This is a genomic window from Curtobacterium caseinilyticum, assembly GCF_030363035.1.
Lineage (GTDB): Bacteria > Actinomycetota > Actinomycetes > Actinomycetales > Microbacteriaceae > Curtobacterium > Curtobacterium caseinilyticum.
In genome coordinates, this window is sequence record NZ_JAUCMN010000011.1 from 35,777 (window position 1) to 52,813 (window position 17,037).

17 protein-coding genes are annotated in these 17,037 nt (G+C 73.4%); 3 read left to right on the forward strand and 14 right to left on the reverse strand.

The genetic code is table 11. The annotated features are described in order from the left end of the window. Window positions 1-46 precede the first annotated feature (46 nt). The 4 genes from QUG93_RS14150 to QUG93_RS14165 form a co-directional block, all read right to left on the reverse strand. Complete coding sequence (locus QUG93_RS14150; protein ID WP_289474832.1) at window positions 47-1,045, reverse strand: ADP-ribosylglycohydrolase family protein; 999 nt, start codon at window positions 1,043-1,045, stop codon at window positions 47-49. 29 nt (window positions 1,046-1,074) lie between these two features. After that, window positions 1,075-1,785: a GntR family transcriptional regulator gene (locus QUG93_RS14155; RefSeq protein ID WP_289474833.1), complete on the reverse strand. Its 711-nt coding sequence runs from the start codon at window positions 1,783-1,785 to the stop codon at window positions 1,075-1,077. A gap of 185 nt (window positions 1,786-1,970) precedes the next feature. Further along, the gene (glgX, locus tag QUG93_RS14160; RefSeq protein WP_289474834.1) at window positions 1,971-3,989 is read right to left on the reverse strand and encodes a glycogen debranching protein GlgX; all 2,019 of its coding nucleotides are present in this window, start codon (window positions 3,987-3,989) and stop codon (window positions 1,971-1,973) included. A 56-nt stretch (window positions 3,990-4,045) separates the two neighbouring features. After that, window positions 4,046-4,777 (reverse strand): OBAP family protein, encoded by a 732-nt coding sequence (locus tag QUG93_RS14165; RefSeq protein ID WP_289474837.1) that lies wholly within the window; start codon window positions 4,775-4,777, stop codon window positions 4,046-4,048. 129 nt (window positions 4,778-4,906) lie between these two features. Here QUG93_RS14165 and QUG93_RS14170 point away from each other — a divergent pair, with 129 nt between their 5' ends. Then, complete coding sequence (locus QUG93_RS14170; RefSeq protein ID WP_289474838.1) at window positions 4,907-5,908, forward strand: aldo/keto reductase; 1,002 nt, start codon at window positions 4,907-4,909, stop codon at window positions 5,906-5,908. A gap of 102 nt (window positions 5,909-6,010) precedes the next feature. On the opposite strand, the gene msrA is transcribed toward QUG93_RS14170, so the two are convergent. Next, on the reverse strand, window positions 6,011-6,532 hold the full coding sequence (gene msrA / locus QUG93_RS14175; protein ID WP_289474840.1) for a peptide-methionine (S)-S-oxide reductase MsrA: 522 nt from the start codon (window positions 6,530-6,532) through the stop codon (window positions 6,011-6,013). A 220-nt stretch (window positions 6,533-6,752) separates the two neighbouring features. Between msrA and QUG93_RS14180 the strand changes: the two genes are divergently transcribed. Continuing rightward, a complete protein-coding gene (locus tag QUG93_RS14180) occupies window positions 6,753-7,013 on the forward strand; it encodes a hypothetical protein (RefSeq protein ID WP_066651540.1) in 261 nt (86 codons plus the stop codon). 24 nt (window positions 7,014-7,037) lie between these two features. Here QUG93_RS14180 and QUG93_RS14185 read toward each other — a convergent pair whose 3' ends face one another. The 5 genes from QUG93_RS14185 to aztB form a co-directional block, all read right to left on the reverse strand. Beyond that, window positions 7,038-7,319 carry a substrate-binding domain-containing protein gene (locus QUG93_RS14185; RefSeq protein WP_491700597.1) on the reverse strand — a complete coding sequence of 94 codons (282 nt, stop codon included), beginning with the start codon at window positions 7,317-7,319 and terminating at the stop codon, window positions 7,038-7,040. Window positions 7,320-7,614: 295 nt separating this feature from the next. Next, window positions 7,615-8,793, reverse strand: coding sequence for a hypothetical protein (locus tag QUG93_RS14190; RefSeq protein ID WP_289474845.1), 1,179 nt, complete (start codon window positions 8,791-8,793; stop codon window positions 7,615-7,617). Between the two features lie 29 nt (window positions 8,794-8,822). After that, the gene (locus QUG93_RS14195) at window positions 8,823-9,725 is read right to left on the reverse strand and encodes a metal ABC transporter substrate-binding protein (RefSeq protein ID WP_289474846.1); all 903 of its coding nucleotides are present in this window, start codon (window positions 9,723-9,725) and stop codon (window positions 8,823-8,825) included. Then, entirely contained in the window at window positions 9,722-10,930 is a 1,209-nt protein-coding gene (locus QUG93_RS14200) for a YncE family protein (protein WP_289474847.1), read from the reverse strand. Before QUG93_RS14200 ends, QUG93_RS14195 begins: the two co-directional genes overlap by 4 nt. Continuing rightward, a complete protein-coding gene (gene aztB / locus QUG93_RS14205) occupies window positions 10,927-11,826 on the reverse strand; it encodes a zinc ABC transporter permease AztB (protein ID WP_289474848.1) in 900 nt (299 codons plus the stop codon). Before aztB ends, QUG93_RS14200 begins: the two co-directional genes overlap by 4 nt. Window positions 11,827-11,876: 50 nt before the next feature. On the opposite strand from aztB, the gene QUG93_RS14210 reads away from it, so the two are divergent. Further along, window positions 11,877-12,503, forward strand: a complete 627-nt coding sequence (locus tag QUG93_RS14210) for a metal ABC transporter ATP-binding protein (protein ID WP_289474850.1) — start codon at window positions 11,877-11,879, stop codon at window positions 12,501-12,503. Between the two features lie 32 nt (window positions 12,504-12,535). On the opposite strand, the gene QUG93_RS14215 is transcribed toward QUG93_RS14210, so the two are convergent. From QUG93_RS14215 to QUG93_RS14230, 4 genes are read right to left on the reverse strand one after another with little or no spacing between them, the layout of a single operon-like run. Then, window positions 12,536-13,501: a helix-turn-helix domain-containing protein gene (locus QUG93_RS14215; RefSeq protein ID WP_289474853.1), complete on the reverse strand. Its 966-nt coding sequence runs from the start codon at window positions 13,499-13,501 to the stop codon at window positions 12,536-12,538. A 47-nt stretch (window positions 13,502-13,548) separates the two neighbouring features. After that, window positions 13,549-14,301, reverse strand: a complete 753-nt coding sequence (locus QUG93_RS14220) for a copper homeostasis protein CutC (protein WP_289474854.1) — start codon at window positions 14,299-14,301, stop codon at window positions 13,549-13,551. Continuing rightward, window positions 14,298-15,821: a M81 family metallopeptidase gene (locus QUG93_RS14225; RefSeq protein WP_289474856.1), complete on the reverse strand. Its 1,524-nt coding sequence runs from the start codon at window positions 15,819-15,821 to the stop codon at window positions 14,298-14,300. Before QUG93_RS14225 ends, QUG93_RS14220 begins: the two co-directional genes overlap by 4 nt. Continuing rightward, on the reverse strand, window positions 15,814-16,998 hold the full coding sequence (locus QUG93_RS14230; protein WP_289474859.1) for an ROK family protein: 1,185 nt from the start codon (window positions 16,996-16,998) through the stop codon (window positions 15,814-15,816). Before QUG93_RS14230 ends, QUG93_RS14225 begins: the two co-directional genes overlap by 8 nt. Between the last annotated feature and the right edge of the window lie 39 nt (window positions 16,999-17,037).

Consider the following 17,037-nt stretch of genomic DNA (forward strand, 5'->3'; position numbering starts at 1 on the left):
GACCGGACGGTGGCAGAGGGGGGACCGCCACCGTCCGGCGTCGGGGTCAGCCCCGTCGACGGAGCGTGAGCAGTCCGTCGACCAGCGGGCCGAGGTCGAGGTGGTTGACGGTCGTCACGGTCGTGACGGCACCGGCCGGCCAGGCGTCGGGCCCGTGCACGGCACCGAGCACGGCGCCGGCCATCGCCGCGATCGTGTCGGTGTCACCGCCGATCGACGCCGCCGCGCAGAGCGTCTGCCACGGGTCGAGGTCGAGTGCGACGAGGGCGAGCGCGGCGACGACGGACTCCTGGCTGGCGACGCTCGTGCCGATGAGCCGCGAGACGGTGCCGAACCGGTCGGACTCGGGCACGGTCGGCAGGTACCCGCGGGCCCAGGTCGTGCGTGCGGCGATGTCCGCCCCGGCGACGCGGTGCCCGCGGTCCGCGCCGATGGTCGCGGCGGCGACCGCTGCGTCGAGCGCCTCGGTGCGCGTCGCCCCGTCGATGCCGGCGCTCACGGCCGCGGCGACGGCGCTCGCACCGGCGATGCCGAGTCCGGTGTCGTGCGTCACGCGCGAGGCGTCCTGCACCGCGTCGACCAGCCGGACGAGGTCGCTGGACGGCACGGCGATGCCGACCGGCGCGATGCGCATCGCGGCGCCGTTCGTCGTGCCGGTCGAGCCGGCCTCGGACGCCGGGACGCCGTCGAGGATCCGCTGCACGGCCGTCTTGGTGCTCGGTCCGAGCAGGTCGAGCGAGCCCTTCGCCTCCATCCCGCGCTCCCAGGCGATGAGCGCCTCGGCGAAGCGGGTGGGGTCGAGTCGGCCGTCGCCCTCGAGCAGCAGCTCGGCGACCATCACGGCCTGCTCGGTGTCGTCGGTGATCGTGCCCGCTGGCATGCCGGCGGCGATCCGCTGGTGGGGCCCGGCGTCGACGAAGCCGGTGATGCGCCCGTGGTCGGCGCGGATCTGCGCGAGCGTCATCGACTGGGTCGGCATGCCGAGGGCGTCGCCGATCGCGAGTCCGGTGAGGGCGGCGAGGGCGTGGTCGCGGTGCTGGTGCACGGTGGGGTCCTGATCGGTCGGGAGCGCGGTCACCGGGTCGTCCCGAAGCGCATGTGCAGGCGGAAGCGGTCGGGGTCGAGCAGGCTGTCGACGCGCTCGACGAAGGCACCGTCGGCGGTGCGCGACACGCGGCGGCTGCGGAGGAACGGCGTGCCGGCCGCACGGTCGAGCAGCGCCGCGTCGTCGAGGTCGAGCGGGACGACGTCGACCCACTGCTCGGCGGTCGCCGGCACGAGGCCGGCCTCGGCGATGGTGGCGGTCAGCGAGTCGTCGACGAGTCCGTCGGTGGTCGCGGCCGCCAGGCGGCCGACGTGCGGCAGGACGCTGCGTTCGAGCGACACCGGTCGTCCGCCGACGACGCTGCGCAGGCGGTCGACCGCGACGAACACCGCATCGGCGGCGTCGAGCTCGGCCTGGAGGCGCGGGTCGTCCAGGCGCGCGAGCCGCAGGATGCGGGTGGTCACCTCGGTGCCCGCCGCGGCGATCGACCGAGCCCACCCGCCGCGCGGGTCGAGGGCTGCGCCGTCGAAGGTCACGACGGACCCGACGCCGCCGTGGGTGGAGATGTACTCGTCGTCCGCCAGGTCGGCGAGGGCGGCGCGGACGGTGCCGCGGCTCACCGCGAAGTGGGCGGCCAGGTCGTGCTCACCGGGCAGGCGCTCGCCCGCCCGGTAGCGGCCCGTCGCGATCGCGTCGCGCAGGGCGTCGGCGACGAGGCGTCGCTTCGGTGAGACGGGCATGGACAGGAGTGTACATGTACAACGCTTGTCCAGTGGCTGTGGTACCCACGAGACGGACGGGAGGCGCGGTGCCAGCCGGCACCGTCCTCCCTCGCAGGCTCGGTCGGCGCGCCCCGCGCAACGCTCCGCGTTGCCGCTGAGCGGGGCGCGCCCGTCCGTCCGTCCGTCCGGGACGTGCCTCCCGACTAGACCAGGGCGGTGAACGACGCGTCGCGCACGAGCAGCGTCGTCGCGTCACCCTCGACGGCCTGGTCGGGGTCGCTCGACAGGCCGAGCGACCACGTGCCGCCACCCGGCTTCTCGGGCAGCGTGAACTCGACGGTCGTCTCCGAGGCGTTGAGCAGCACCGCGACGGTGTCGTCACCCTGCTGGAGCACCAGGATCACGGCGCGGTTGCCCACGTCCGCCCAGTCGCCGTCCTCGAAGCCCTGCGCGTCCGCGCGGAGCACCTGGACGGTCGACTCCGAGTCGCCGGGAGCGGTGCGGTACCACTCCGGGCGGAGCGCCACGTGCTGCTTGCGGAACGCGATCGCCGCGGTCGTGAATGCGAGCAGGTCCTGGTCGGCAGCCGCCCAGTCGAACCACGAGATCTCGTCGTCCTGGCAGTACGCGTTGTTGTTGCCGCCCTGCGACCGGGCGATCTCGTCGCCGCCGAGGATCATCGGGATGCCCGCCGACAGCAGCAGCGTGCCGAGGAAGTTCCGGCGCTGGCGGTCGCGGTAGTCGTTCACCGCACCGTCGTCGGTCGGGCCCTCGATGCCGCCGTTGAACGAGGTGTTGTTGCTCTCGCCGTCGTTGTTGTCCTCGCCGTTGGCCTCGTTGTGCTTCTCGGCGTACATGGTCAGGTCGGCCAGGGTGAAGCCGTCGTGTGCGGTGATGAAGTCCACCGAGCAGAGCGGCGACCGGCGCGAGCCCTCGTAGACGTCCGGGCTGCCGAGGACGCGCTGCACGGCGTCGCCGAGCGTGCCCTCGTCGCCGCGCCAGAACGCGCGGAGATCGTCGCGGTACTTGCCGTTCCACTCCGACCAGTCGGCCGGGAAGCCGCCCACCTGGTAGCCGGCGGTGTCCCACGGCTCGGCGATCATCTTCACCTCGCGGAGCACCGGGTCCTGGTGGATGATGTCGAGGAACGCGGAGTGCTTCTCGGCCTCGCCGTCCTGACGGGTCAGGGTCGTCGCCAGGTCGAAGCGGAAGCCGTCGACGTGCATCTCCTCGACCCAGTAACGGAGCGAGTCCGTGATGAGCCCGAGGGCAGACGGGTGCGACACGTTGAGCGAGTTGCCCGTGCCGGTCGTGTCGAAGTAGTTCGCCTCGTCGCCCTCGACCAGGCGGTAGTACGAGGCGTTGTCGATGCCCTTGAAGGACAGCGTCGGGCCCATGTGGTTGCCCTCGGCGGTGTGGTTGTAGACGACGTCCATGATGACTTCGAGCCCCGCGGCGTGCAGGGCCTTGACCATCTCCTTGAACTCGGTGACCTGCTGCCCGGCCGTGCCCGAGGACGAGTACTCGTCGTGCGGGGCGAAGAAGCCGATGCTGTTGTAGCCCCAGTAGTTGCGGAGGCCCTTGTCGGCGAGCGTCGAGTCCTGCACGAACTGGTGCGTCGGCAGCAGCTCGACCGCGGTCACGCCGAGGTCGGTCAGGTGCTTGATCGCCGCCGGGTGCGCGAGGCCCGCGTACGTGCCGCGGATCTCCTCCGGCACGTCCGGGTGCTGCTTCGTGAAGCCCTTGACGTGGACCTCGTACACGACGGTGTCGCGGTACGGGGTGCGCAGGAGGGTGTCGCCGTCCCAGTCGAACTCGCGGTCGGCGACGACGGACTTCGGCATGGCGCTCGCCGAGTCGGTCTCGTCGATCTGCTCGGGGTCCTCCATGTCGTGGCCGAACAGGGCCTGGCCCCACTCGTACGACCCGTCGACGGCGGTGGCGTAGGGGTCGAGCAGGAGCTTCGCGGCGTTGTGACGCAGGCCGTTCGCCGGGTCCCAGGCGCCGTGCACGCGGAAGCCGTAGCGGGTGCCGACGGTCACGTCCGGCACCACGTCGTGGAAGGTGTAGCCGGTGCGGTTGCGGAGCTCGGTGCGGTGCTCGGTGCCGTCCTCGTCGAAGCGGCAGAACTCCACCCGCTCGGCCGTGCTGGAGAACAGTGCGACGTTGGCGCCACCCTCGACGAGGGTGACACCGAGGGGCGTGCGGGAGGAAGAGGTCATGGTGCCCTTCTAGTGGTCGGCGTCTGTGCTCCGCCCTCGGCGGCGTACCCCGGTCGTCACGGGCGTCCGTCCTCCGCGTCCACGACGCCGGGCGTCGGGGTCGTGTCCGTGAAGTCCTCGCGCATCGTGCGGACGCCCCGCTGCGGGTGCGCGCGGTCCAGGTGCTTCGCCCGCGATGCCTTCCGCGGCTCCGGGTCGGTGCCCATCACGCGGTTCCGGTCCTGCTGCAGGGCGCTGTCGACCTCGCCCTCGCGGTTGAACGACCACATCAGCATCGGGTCGCCCGTCGGCAGGGGATCGGCCGGGTGGGATCCCATCTGCGTGCTGTGCCAGGTGTGCCAGGTCTTGCCGTACGAGTTGACGAGGTGCCCCATCAGCTCGGTCTCGACGGCGATCGGCAGGCCGGGGGCGACGAGCTCGCCGGAGAACACCTCGTGGTTGTGCGGGTGCCACGACGCCTGCTCGTCCTCGGGCAGCGAGTCGAACAGCCGCTCGGACACGATGTACTCGATGCCGATCAGGTTCGCGTCCGCCGTGTTGCCGTCGAACAGCACGCACTGCAGCACCTCGCCGTTCACGACCTTGCAGTAGTGGTGCGCCTCCATCTGCAGGTCGGGCTCGCCCTTGACGCAGTGGAAGCCGACCACGTACACGTCGAAGCCCTTCAGCGGTGCGTGCTGCTGGAGCGCGGCGGCGCCGCGGTCGAGGAGGGCCAGCGTGAAGCCACCGCCCTCGCCCGGCGGGGTGACGCCGGCCTTCCGGTCCGGCACGCCGGGTGTGATCGCCATCGTCGTCCTCCTCGCGTCGTGGCCCCGACGCTGCCCCCGCCGTCCTGGTCGTCGGTCCAGCGTGGGGTCGGGCGTCCCGACCCAGTACGGTCGTCACGTCCGACGTCCTCCCACCTGGATCGAGCAACGATGCCATCGCAGTACCGCGCCGCCGACGACCGCTACGAGCAGACGCCCTACGAACGCGTCGGGAGGAGCGGCTTGCTGCTGCCCCGCATCTCGCTCGGGCTCTGGAACAACTTCGGCCACGACCGTCCCCTCGCCACGCAGCGCGACATCGTGCTGCACGCGTTCGACCGCGGGGTGACGCACTTCGACCTCGCGAACAACTACGGTCCGCCGTACGGTGCTGCCGAGGAGCAGTTCGGCCGCATCCTCGAGGCGGACCTGCGGCCGTACCGCGACGAGATCGTCGTCTCGACCAAGGCCGGGTACGACATGTGGGCCGGCCCGTACGGCAACTGGGGCTCCCGCAAGTACCTGCTCGCGTCGCTCGACCAGTCGCTCGCCCGGCTCGGGCTCGAGTACGTCGACGTCTTCTACTCGCACCGCCCCGACCCGGAGACGCCGATCGAGGAGACGATGGGCGCCCTGGTGACCGCGGTCCGTTCGGGCCGGGCGCTGTACGCGGGCATCTCGAACTACTCGCCCGCGCAGACCGCGGCCGCGGCCGAGGTGCTCGCCGCCGAGGGTGTCCCGCTCCTCATCCACCAGCCGCGGTACAGCATGTTCGACCGCACACCCGAGGCCGGGCTGTTCGACGAGCTCGAGCGGCAGGGGACCGGCGCGATCGTGTTCTCGCCGCTGGCCGGCGGCCTGCTGACCGACCGGTACCTGGACGGGTCGGTGCCGGTCGGGTCGCGTGCCGCCGAGGGGCGCTGGTTCGGCGCGGACCGGATCGACGACGACTACCTCACGACGGCGCGGGCACTGAACGACATCGCGGTCGCGCGCGGGCAGTCGCTCGCGCAGCTGGCGATCACGTGGGTGCTCCGGCAGCCGGCCGTCACCTCGGCGCTCGTCGGGGCGTCGAGCGTGCGGCAGCTCGACGGGACGCTCGACGCGCTCGCCGGGGCGCCGCTCAGCGACGACGAGCTCGCGGCGATCGACGCGCTGGTGCCGCGGGGCTGACGACCGCCGGACAACCGGACGGACGGACAGACGGGAGGCGCGGTGCCAGCTGGCACCGCGCCTCCCGTCCGTCGGTGGTCGCGTCGTGACGCGACGTCCGGGTCAGACCGTGGCGGTCGCCTCGTCGCGGTGCGGGAGCTTCCAGCCCGGGCGCACGAAGTGGCACGTGTACCCGGCGGGGTACTTCTCCAGGTAGTCCTGGTGCTCCTCCTCGGCCTCCCAGAAGTCACCGGCGGGCTCGACCTCGGTGACGACCTTGCCCGGCCAGATGCCCGAGGCGTCGACGTCGGCGATGGTGTCGAGGGCGACCTGGCGCTGCTCGTCGTTCGTGAAGAAGATCGCCGAGCGGTAGCTGCGTCCGACGTCGTTGCCCTGCCGGTCCTTCGTGGACGGGTCGTGGATCTGGAAGAAGAACTCGAGCAGGTCGCGGTACGAGATCTGCGACGGGTCGAAGACGATCTCGACGGCCTCGGCGTGGTCGCCGTGGTTCCGGTAGGTGGCGTTCGGGGTGTCGCCGCCGGAGTAGCCGACGCGCGTGCTGATCACGCCCGGGCGGCGGCGCAGGAGCTGCTGGGCTCCCCAGAAGCACCCGCCGGCGAGGATGGCGGTCTCGGTCGTGGTCATGTGTCCTCCTGGGGGTCGTGGCGCCGCTGGCTGCGGCATCAGACGGTGCAACCGGCGGCCCGGGTCCTGTGTTCCCGAGCGTCCATCCTGCGCCGCGGACCACGACGACAGCTGGTGACGGGCACGGCGCTGTCCGCAGACCGACGCCGCGCCGAGGGGTCTCGCGGGCGTCGGGACGGTGGTCTAGCATTCGAACACACGTTCGAATCGGGAGGTCGGGATGATGTTGACGCACGAGGTCGCCACGGTGTGGTGGGAGCGCGGAGTGCCGGACCGGATGGTGTGGCGCGACCGACGCTGGCGGGTGAGCGACAGCCCGACGCGGCTGACGGCGACGGCCGAGTTCCTGCCGTCGGCGATGACGCACGCGCCGGAGCGCACGGTGGGGTGGCGGTTCCAGGTGAGTGCCGAGGGGGACGCGGTCGTCGTCGACATCGTGCCCGAGGGTGACGGCTGGGTGGTCGCGCGAACCTGGCGCTGACTGCGCTGCGGGGTGCGGTGCGGGTCAGGCACTGCCGCGCCGGACGACCTCCGTCGGCAGGACCAGGCCGCGCGGCTCCTCGTCGTCGCCCGCGATGTGCGCGAGGACCTGCTGCGCCGCGGGCTCGCCGAGCGTGCGTGCGGGCTGCCGGACGGTCGACAGCGGTGGGTCGCAGCGCAGCGCCCACGCGGTGGAGGAGATCGCACTCAGCGGCCCTTCAATGGTCATACGATTGAAGGACCGCGCGAGGTCGACGGTCACCGCGGCAGGTCCTGTGGTGATGCCGCCGCTGACCGGTCGAACCATCGACGTCCAGGCCGCGGACCCGTCCGTCACGGGCTACCGGCCGCGATCCCGGGGTCCCGCCAGCGCGCCGGTCCCGCCGTCCCACCGGCCCGCCGTCCCACCGGCCCGCCGTCCGCCGCCGGTACTGCCAGCCCCCGGCCGAGTCCGTCGACCAGGGCGAGCACCGCATCCGCGACCACCGAGGCCGGCTCGGTGAGGCGACGCGACGCGACCGGAGCGCATCGGGACCACGTGACGGACGGGAGGCGCGGTGCCAGCCGGCACCGCGCCTCCCGTCCGTCGACGCTCCGGTCCGCTACGCAACCGCGATCTCGTTGGGCACGCCGGGCAGCTCGTCGCTGGACGCGAGGACCTTCCCGGTGGTCAGGTCCACTGCGTGGAGCTGCTGCTCGGCGGGGTCGGTGACGTACGCGACGTCGCCGACGACCTTCAGTGCGGGGTGGGCGTCCTGCCACTCGGCCGGGCCCTCCCACGCGTCGATCACGGGGAAGGAGTCGAGGGCCCCGCCGGTCTGCTCGTCGAAGGTGTGCAGCGCGCCGTCCGAGCCGAGGACGACGGCTTCGTCGTCCGGGCCGCGTGCGATGTCGCGGAAGGTGAAGCCGACGCCCTCCGGCATGTCCGCCACGCGGTACTCGCCGGACGCCGCGTCGATGAGCGCGACCTGGTCGAGCAGGTAGCCCTCGCTGTCCGGGTCGTCGTTGTAGTCGCCGACCGCGATCGAGCTCGTCTCGGTGGTGAAGAGGTTGCCCGTGCGTCCGTACTCGGTCGGGGCGTCGATCTTCGAGAACGCACCGTCCCGGTACACGAGTGCGCCGTCGGTGCAGCCGAACACCGCGACCTCGTCCTGCACCGCTCCCTCGCCGTGCACGTTCGGGCACTCCTCGGAGCGCGTGAGCTCCTTGCCGTCCTCGTCCAGGGCGCGGACGCCGGTGCGCTCCTCCTCGGTGCCGATGGTGGTGAGGAGCGTCCCGTCCTCGAGCACGATGGCGACGCCGTGGTGTGCAGCCTCGGACTCGGTGGTCTCGACCTCGGGCAGGCGGTCACCGTCGAGCTCGTCGTGGTCGAACACGGTCACGTCGCCGGAACCGTCCGCGAACAGTGCGGTCTTCTCGCCGTGCACGACCGCGTGGCCGCCGGTGTCCGCCGGGAAGACGGCATCGGTCAGGGCCGGGTCGGCAGCCGTGTCGAGGACCCGGAAGCCCTCGGGGGCGGTGACGAGCACGTGTCGCCCGTCGCCGGCGGGGTTGACCCGGGTGAAGCCCTCGATCGCGTCGTCGGCGACGACCTGCAGGTCCTGGTCGAGGGTGAGCAGCCCGCCGTCGTAGGTCAGGACGATGCGGTCGCCGTCGGCAGCGGCCTTCGTGGTCGGGGTGCCCTCGGCCTCGGCGGCCGGGCCGGTCGAGCAGCCGGTCAGGACCAGGGCGGCCGCGCCGAGCAGGGCGGCGGGCGCGAGCGTGGTGCGCAGAGTTGTCATGGCGCTCACTGTACTGATTCTCATTCTCATCAGGAAATCGACAGGCCGTCGACGATGGCGTCCGCGTTCGAGCGCATCATCCCGAGGTAGGTCGATGCCTCGCCGTCGGCGGTCAGTGACTCGGTGGCGAGGGAGCGGATCGCGACGTGCACGTCCACCTCGTCGGCGAGCACCTCGGCCAGTCGGGCGGGCTGCGACAGGTCGGCGAAGATCGTCGGCACCCCGGCCTCGTCGATCGCGGACGCCAGGTCGCGCAGGTCCGCGGCGCTCGGCGACGCCAGGGTCGTGCCGCTCGGGATCACGGCGCCGACGACGCGGAAGCCGTACCGGTCGGCCAGGTACCCGAACACGTGGTGGTTCGTGACGAGGGCCCTGCGGTCCTCCGGGATGCCCGCGAACGCGTCGGTCATCTCGTCGTCCAGCGTCGCCAGCTCGGTCAGGTACGCCTCCGTGCCGGTCGGCTCGATGCCCGCGTCGCGCAGGTCGTCGTCGAGCGCCTCGACGACGTCGACCATCCGCGCGGGGTCGGTCCACAGGTGCGGATCGGGGCCGCTGTCGTCCTCGGTGGTCCACTCGAGGGCGTCGACGTGCTCGCCCGCCGTGAACACCGGGACGCCGTCGGACGCGGCGGCCTCGACGTGTCGGGCGACCCCCTCCTCGAGTCCCAGGCCGTTCTCGACGACCAGGTCGGCGGTCCGGAGCCGGGCGGCCTCCTGCGCGGAGACCTCGAACGAGTGCGGGTCGGCCCCCGGGGGCATGAGCACCATCACGTCGGCGGCGTCCCCGACGACCTCGGTCACGACGTCGCCGAGGATGTTCGTCGTGACCGCGACGATGGGGCGGTCGGACCCGGCCGACGAGCAGCCTGCGGTCGTCACGACGAGTCCGGCGGCCACGGCCAGTGCGGCCGCGACCCGGAGGCGGCGCGTCACAGCCCGACCTCGGCGAAGGCCACGGGTGCCTCCGGCAGGTCGATCGAGCGGGCGACCCGTGCGCCGTCGGCGAAGTCGACCTCGTGCACCTGCTCGCCGGAGGCATCGGCGACGTAGGCGCGCTGGGCGTCGAGCTGCAGCAGCGGCTGCTCGGCGGGGTCGAGCAGCGGCTCCGTGGTGGCGACCGCACCGGTCGACGCGGTCACCACCACGACGCGGCCCTGTTCGTCGATGCCGACGACGTGCTCGTCCTCGTCGTCCACCGCCGTCACCGCACGCAGCGGTCGGTCGGTCTCGACCAGGCGCCAGGACCCCTCGCGGGTGTCGAGCAGCCAGGCGCCGCGGTCGCCCGCGAGCCCGGCCACGGTCGGTCGCCCGGAGCGGGCCGAGAACGCCGTCGGTCGCTCCGCGCCGGCCGGGAGCGCCACGGCGGTGACCCCGCCGTCCTCGCCGACGACGACGGCGCCGTCCGCGCAGCCGACCACCGCCCCGGCGCGCGTCACGATGCCGCCGGCGGGGTCCGTGCACGCCTGCGCCGGGTCCGAGTCGGTGCCCGGGCTGCTGGCCGTGCCGTCCGCGTCGAGCACGCGCACGGTGTCCCCGCTGCCGGCGACGAGGCGCTCACCGAACGGCAGCAGGACGGTCGCGTCGACCCGTGCGGTCTCCTCGACCTCGCCCTGGCCGAGCGCCGCGCGGTCGAGGACGACCGCCTCGCCGCGCTCGGGCCAGGTGATGGTGGTCATCGTCTCCGAGGAGTGCACCTCGACCGGGCCACCGCCGTCGATCGTGTCGACGACCCGCGGCTGGGCCGCGTAGTAGTGCGTGTGGTCGCCGTGGTCGACCGTCCACGAGCCGCCGTCGACGATCGTGGTCCGGTCGTCCATGCTGGTGACGAGGAAGCGTCCGTCGGTGGCGGAGTGCTCGGGCGCGTCGACCTCGTCGAGGGCGGTGGTCTCCCCGGTGAGCAGGTCGTGCACGCTCGTCGCCCCGCTCGCGGACACGGCCAGGAGGCGCACCTGCGGCTCCTGCGCCTCGCTCGCGCCCTCGACGTGGCCGTGGGGCGCCGCGGTGCCGGTCGCATCGTCGGCCGCCGGCCCGCCGGACCGGTCGCTCGAGCAGGCGGTGAGGCCGACGGCCAGGCCGACGGCGACTGCGGTGGTGGTGAGGAGGCGCGCCGGGGCGCCTCGGTTCGTCAGCTGGTTCATGCTCCCTCTCGTGGTGCTGGTGCTGGTGCTGGTGCTGTTGGTGCGTGTCGGCGTGCTGGTGTGACCCGGCGGGGGTCCGCGCTCCGCGGTCGCAGGGTGGCGAGCGTGCGGGAGACGGCGACGGAGGCGACGGCGACGGCCGCGATGCTCGCCCCGGCGGCGGTGCCGAGGTGCCAGGACACGAGCAGGCCCGTGGCCACGGCGGCCGTGCCGATCACCGCGGCGAGGAGCATCGTCGACCCCACCTGCCGCGTCCATGCGCGGGCGGCAGCCGCCGGGGCGAGCAGGAGCCCGACGACGAGCAGGGTGCCGACGGCCCGGTAGGACGCGACGACCGCGAGGGTGACCAGGCCGACGAGCACCACCTCGGCCAGACGGGGACGGAGCCCGAGGGTCGCGGCCTTGCGGACGTCGAACGCCGCGGCGGTGAAGGGCCGGTGGAACACGGCGGCGAGCACGAGCGCGACGGCGACCGCCACCACGAGGCCGCCCAGGTCCGTCCGGGTCACGGCGAGCACGTCCCCGAACAGGATCGCCGTGACGTCGGTGGCGAAGGAGCGCGACGACGACACGATGATCACGCCGAGTGCGAGCATCCCGACGAACAGCAGCCCGATCGAGGTGTCGTACGACAGCCGGGCGCGGCGACGGAGTGCACCGACGCCGAACACCATCACGCCGGCGCTCACCGCGGCACCGAGCACCGCGGGGGCGCCGGTCAGGGTGGCGACCGCGACGCCGGGGAGCATGCCGTGCGCCAGGGCCTCGCCGAGGAACGCCATGCCCCGCACGAGCACCCACGTGCCGACGACCGCGCACAGGACCGCCGCCAGGGTGCCGCCGGCGAGGGCGCGCAGCATGAAGTCGACGGAGAACGGATCGGTCAGCCAGGTCACGGTCCGAGACGCTACATGAAAACGAGTATCGATACTGATAGCCTCCTCAGGTGCTCACCACCGCCGTCACGCCTGCCCTCGGGGTCACCGGACTGGTCGTCCGACGCGGCGACCGGACCGTGCTCGACCGGCTCGACATGACCTTCCCCGCCGGGGTGGTCACGGCGCTGACCGGGCCCAACGGGTCCGGCAAGTCGACGCTGCTCGACGCGCTCGCCGGGGTGGTGACGGTCGACGACGGAGTCGTGTCGGGCCTCCCGTCCGGCGGTGTCGCGTACGTGACCCAGGCCGTGCCGCCGACCGCGCTCCCGCTCACCGTGCGCTCGACCGTCGCGATGGGTCGGTGGCGGGCACGGGCCTGGTGGCGCCCGCTCGGTCGGACCGATCACGCGGTCGTCGACGCGCAGCTGGAGCGGATGGGGATCACGGACCTCGCCGACCGGCCGCTCGACGAGCTGTCCGGCGGACAGCGGCAGCGCACGCTCGTCGCACTCGGGTTGGCGCAGCGCGCTCCCGTCCTGCTCGTCGACGAGCCGACCGCCGGCGTCGACGCCGCGTCGGCGGCGCTCGTGACCCGTGCGCTCGCCGACGAGGCAGCCACGGGGGTCGTCGTCGTGCACGCCGCACACGACCCCGTCGCGATCGCCGCTGCCGACCGGGTGGTCGCGCTCGGCTGATGCGGACGGCGGACGGGGCCCGGCGCTCGGCGTCAGCCGCGCAGGGTGTCGCTCGGGCGTTCGCCGAACTGCTCCGCGTAGTACCCGGCGAAGCGGCCGAGGTGCCCGAAGCTCCACGCGCGCGCGACCTCGGCGACCGAGGTCGTCGATGGTTCCCCCTCCCGCAGGGCGACCCGCACCTGCTGCAGGCGGGCGTTCCGGAGCTCGACCATCGGTGACGACAGTCCCGCGCGGGTGAAGGCCTGCTGGAGGCCGCGCTCGCTGAGCTGCGCTGCGGCCGCGATGTCGTGCACGCTCAGGGGCTCGGCGCAGTGGTCGACGATGAAGTCACGAGCGCGACCGACGGCCCGTGGCTGATGCACGTTCCGGCCCGGCTCCTCGAGGGCGAAGGCGTCCAGGAGCAGACGACTGATCGACCCGACCAGCGTGCTGCGGCGCGGGCCGGGCGTCGCCGGCTCGAGCAGTTCCGGCGCGGCGACCGCCAGGCGCTCCTGCAGCCGGGCGAGCGCGACCGGGTCCGGGCGCCGGGTGAGGGTGAGTGCGCCGGGGCTGCCACCGCGGGCGACGTGCAGCTGCTCGAGGTACGCGGCCTCCACGTCGACGGCGTGCATGACGACCCCGGCCGCCGCCTCGATCGTGAACGGACGCCCCACCGGGTACGTGGCGGGGACGCCCGGGACGAGCACGTGCTCGTCCGGCGTCCCGGCGTCCATGACCGCGTTGCCGTGCTGCGCCCAGGTGACCAGGTAGCGCCCGACGGGCTCGATCCGCCCCCAGCGCTGCCCCGTGACCGTCGAGCTCCGGAGCGAGAAGCGGCGGTCGGCGACCGAGCGCATGCGGAAGCCGAAGTCGCGGTCGCGCACCGGTGCGAGTTCGACCCGGTGGGCGTTGTGCAACTGCGCGTAGAAGTCGGTCGCGGAGTGCAGGTCCGATCCCGCGGCGAGGCGGCGGTGCACGTCCGCGGGTTCGTGGTCACCGCTGGGCTGGGCTGCGTCCATGTGTCCGGTCACTCTACGGTGACCGGCGGACGCCGACGGCACACGGATCAGGCGGTGCCGTCGAGCGCGGCGCGCGCCGCCGCGACCACCGTGGCGTCCGTCACCGAGTGTGCGTCGCCGCGGTCCCCGGCGCCCATCGGGACCCCCGCGTGCCCGGTCCCCGCCGACCGCTTGGCGGACAGGTGCACGGCGGCGACCCCGGCCCCGACCAGTGCCGGGACGTCGCCCGGGCGCACCCCTGCTCCCGCCATCACCTGCACCGGACCGGCCGCGTCGACCATCCGGGCGATCGTCGCCGCACCAGCCGGAGCACTCGGCGCGCCGCCCGAGGTCAGGACGCGGGTCAGACCGAGGTCCGCCAGCCGACCGGCCGTCGCGACCGGGTCCGCGGCGTGGTCGACCGCCCGGTGCAGCGTGACCTCGGCACGGGCGGAGACGGCGCGAGCGGCGTCCACGAAGCGACGGAGGGCGTCCTCGTCGAGGGTCCGGTCCGCGCGCAGGGCCCCGACCACCACCCCCGCGGCCCCGGACCGCAGCACCGTCCGGACCTCCCGCTCCATCAGGGCGAGCTCGTCGTCGTCGTACACGAAGGCCCCGGGCCGGCACCGCACCAGGGCGTGCGCCGGGATCCCGGTCTCGTGCGTCGCCTCGACCAGGGCCTGCGACGGCGTCAGTCCGCCCAGTTCCAGCCCGACGCACAGCTCGACGCGGTCGGCGCCGCCGTCCCGGGCGACGAGCGCTCCCGCGGGCGAGGTCACGGCGATCTCGAGTGCGACGGTGGACGAGGGGGCTGGGTTCACGCGGTGGCTCCGAGGGGTTCGTTCGACGGCGGGACGATGCGCGCGGACAGGTCCGGCGGCGTCGCGAACTCCCGATCGTAGGGGAACACCGGTCGCTCGATCCGGTGGTGACCGAGGCGGAGCAGGTCCTGGTCGACCCCACCCGGGGTGAGCGCGAGCATCCAGTCAGCAGCCATGTCGAACAGCTCCGGCTCGAGGTACCCGATCTTCACGACGACGACGTCGGCCCCGCGCGGGTCGAGGTCGAGGTCGGTGAAGTCGTGCTCGTGGTGGTACGGCTTGCGGAGCCTCGTCAGGATCGCGAAGACGCTGCCGACCTGCAGCACCACCTCGGTCTCGGCGTCACGGTCGCCGTGCTTGACCGCGTGCACCCGTCCCGTCATGGTGATCGGCCCCGCGTGCACGTCGTCGACCTCGGCTCCCGCGGTGACGGTGACGGTCGCTCCGACTCCCGCCGCCACCGCGGCCTCGACGGCAGCCGGCCCGGGGACGCTCGCGTAGATCACGGTCGGTCCGTCCGGGGTCGCGAACGCCGGTTGCGCGAGCACCTGTGTGAGCCCCCACGTCATGTCGCCGGAACCGCCGGCAGTGGGGTTGTCCCCCGAGTCCGACACGAAGAACGGACGGGCGGCACCGGGCGCGAGCGCGGCGGCGAGGCACTCGTCGAACGAGCCCGTCGGTGCCACGAACGCGAAGTCCTCGCGGGCGTCCCAGAAGGCCCGCGCCAGGCGCTCGGCGCCGGCGGCCACGACGTCGCGGTCCCAGCCGGTGACGACGGTGACGGCACGGTCGCGGGGCTGGTCGGCCCAGGCGTACCCGACCCAGATCGCGGCGTCGAGGACGCCGTCCTCCTGCTCGACCTCCGGCACCTGCGCGTAGATCGACGCCGCGGGCTCGATGCGGGTGGAGGTCTGCTCGCCCGGCAGCAGCACCGGGATCGGGATCCACGCCTTCACCGGCCGCTGTGCTCCGACCGGCCTCGTGGTGAGCACGTCGACGAGGTTCCGGACCGCGCGCTCCTTCGTCTCGAGGGCGTCCTCGTGCGGGGCCATCCGGTAACAGGTGACGAGGTCGACCTGGTGCGCGAGCTCCCGCGTGACGTTGCCGTGCAGGTCCATCGACGCCGACACGACCACGTCCGGTCCGACGACCGCGCGGATGCGACCGAGCAGGTCGGTCTCGGCGTCGTCGAGCCCCTCGACCACCATCGCGCCGTGGATGTCGTACCAGAGCCCGTCCACGGGGCCGATGTCGGTCAGGCGCGCGACGATCTCGTCGGCGAGCTCCTCGTACGCCGGCCGGGCGACGACCCCGCCGGGCAGCGCGTGACCGATGAGCGCCCCGCGGAACTCAGCCGCGTCGGCGTACGACGCCAGGAACGGGTACCGGGTCACGACCTCGTCGCCGCGGTCGGGGTGGAACGCGGGCGCCGTCGTCCGGGTCGGCGTGAAGGTCGACGTCTCGATCGCGAGTCCGGCGATCGCGATCACCGGGCGGCGGCGGGCGGGGGTCTCAGACACGGGTGCTCCTGTTCCTGGTGGCGGACTGCGGGATGGGGGTGGACAGTGCCTCGAGCGATGCCGCGAGCCCGCGCTGCAGGGCGAACTGCCCCGCACCGACGAGCCCGGCATCGGCGCCGAGCGACACCGGTTCGATCGCGAGGTGCTGCGTCATCAGCGGGTGGCAGCTCTCGTACAGCTGGCTCCGCACGGCGGCGATGAACGGGTCGAGCGTGGAGAGGATCCCGCCGAGGTAGACGGCGTCCGGGTTGAAGAAGTTGACGTTCGCGGCGAGGACCTCGCCGAGGTACCGACCGGCCACCCGCACGGCGCGGGTCGTCTCCGGGTGGGCGTCCGAGGCGAGTCGGACGACGTCCGCGGTCGAGGCCACGTCGACCCCGGCGGACGACAGGATCCGCACGAGGGCGGCGCCGGACGCGACGGTCTCCAGGCAGCCGGTGTTGCCGCACGAGCACGGGGTGTCGCCGGCGGCGTCGATCCGGACGTGCGTGATGTCGCCCGCGGAGCCGGTCGAGCCGCGGTAGAGCCGGCCGTCGAGGACGATGCCCGCACCGATCGCCGACCCGGCCTTGATCGTGATGGTCTGCCGACGCGACGGATCGCGCACCGTCTGCTCGCCCGCGGCCATGCAGTTCGCGTCGTTGTCCACGACGGCGGCCAGCCCGAAGCGCGCGGAGAGCCAGTCGACCACGGGGAACCCGTTCCAGCCGGGCATCCGGCTCGGCAGGTCGACGACCCCCGCCTCGACGTCCACCGGGCCGGGGAGGCTGACCCCGACGCCGCGCAGTCCGTCGCGGCCCCGGTCGTCCGCGAGCCGCTCGAGCAGGCCGGCCAGGCGGGCGAGCCCGGCGGTCGGCCCGTCGGCGAGCGCGAACGGGACCGTCGCGACCGACTCGAGCGCGCCTCCCGGCAGCACCACACCGATCCGCACGTGCTCACCGCCGACGTCCGCGGCGACCGCGTACTCGTCGGCACCGCCGATGCGGAGCACCTTGCGGGGACGCCCGCCCGTGGAGACGTCGGTGCCCTCCTCGGCGAGCAGTCCGTGTCGCAGCAGCTGTCCGACGACGTGCGACACCGTCGAGGGTGCGGCGGCGAGGAGCTCGGCGATCTCGGTGCGGCTCGACGCCTGCCCGGTGGCGACGAGCTCGAGGACGCGCGCGCTGAGGTCCGGCACGACTTTCTCCAATCCGGACGGAACGCGTCGGCGGCGTCC

Bases quoted from the DNA above. Each gene is read 5' to 3' on its own strand.
- QUG93_RS14180 (WP_066651540.1), top strand. From the start codon at position 6,753: ATGATGTTGACGCACGAGGTCGCCACGGTGTGGTGGGAGCGCGGAGTG.
- glgX (WP_289474834.1), bottom strand. From the start codon at position 3,989: ATGACCTCTTCCTCCCGCACGCCCCTCGGTGTCACCCTCGTCGAGGGT.
- QUG93_RS14165 (WP_289474837.1), bottom strand. From the start codon at position 4,777: ATGGCGATCACACCCGGCGTGCCGGACCGGAAGGCCGGCGTCACCCCG.
- QUG93_RS14215 (WP_289474853.1), bottom strand. From the start codon at position 13,501: ATGGACGCAGCCCAGCCCAGCGGTGACCACGAACCCGCGGACGTGCAC.
- QUG93_RS14185 (WP_491700597.1), bottom strand. From the start codon at position 7,319: ATGGTTCGACCGGTCAGCGGCGGCATCACCACAGGACCTGCCGCGGTG.
- msrA (WP_289474840.1), bottom strand. From the start codon at position 6,532: ATGACCACGACCGAGACCGCCATCCTCGCCGGCGGGTGCTTCTGGGGA.
- QUG93_RS14200 (WP_289474847.1), bottom strand. From the start codon at position 10,930: ATGAACCAGCTGACGAACCGAGGCGCCCCGGCGCGCCTCCTCACCACC.
- QUG93_RS14155 (WP_289474833.1), bottom strand. From the start codon at position 1,785: ATGCCCGTCTCACCGAAGCGACGCCTCGTCGCCGACGCCCTGCGCGAC.
- QUG93_RS14190 (WP_289474845.1), bottom strand. From the start codon at position 8,793: ATGACAACTCTGCGCACCACGCTCGCGCCCGCCGCCCTGCTCGGCGCG.
- QUG93_RS14170 (WP_289474838.1), top strand. From the start codon at position 4,907: ATGCCATCGCAGTACCGCGCCGCCGACGACCGCTACGAGCAGACGCCC.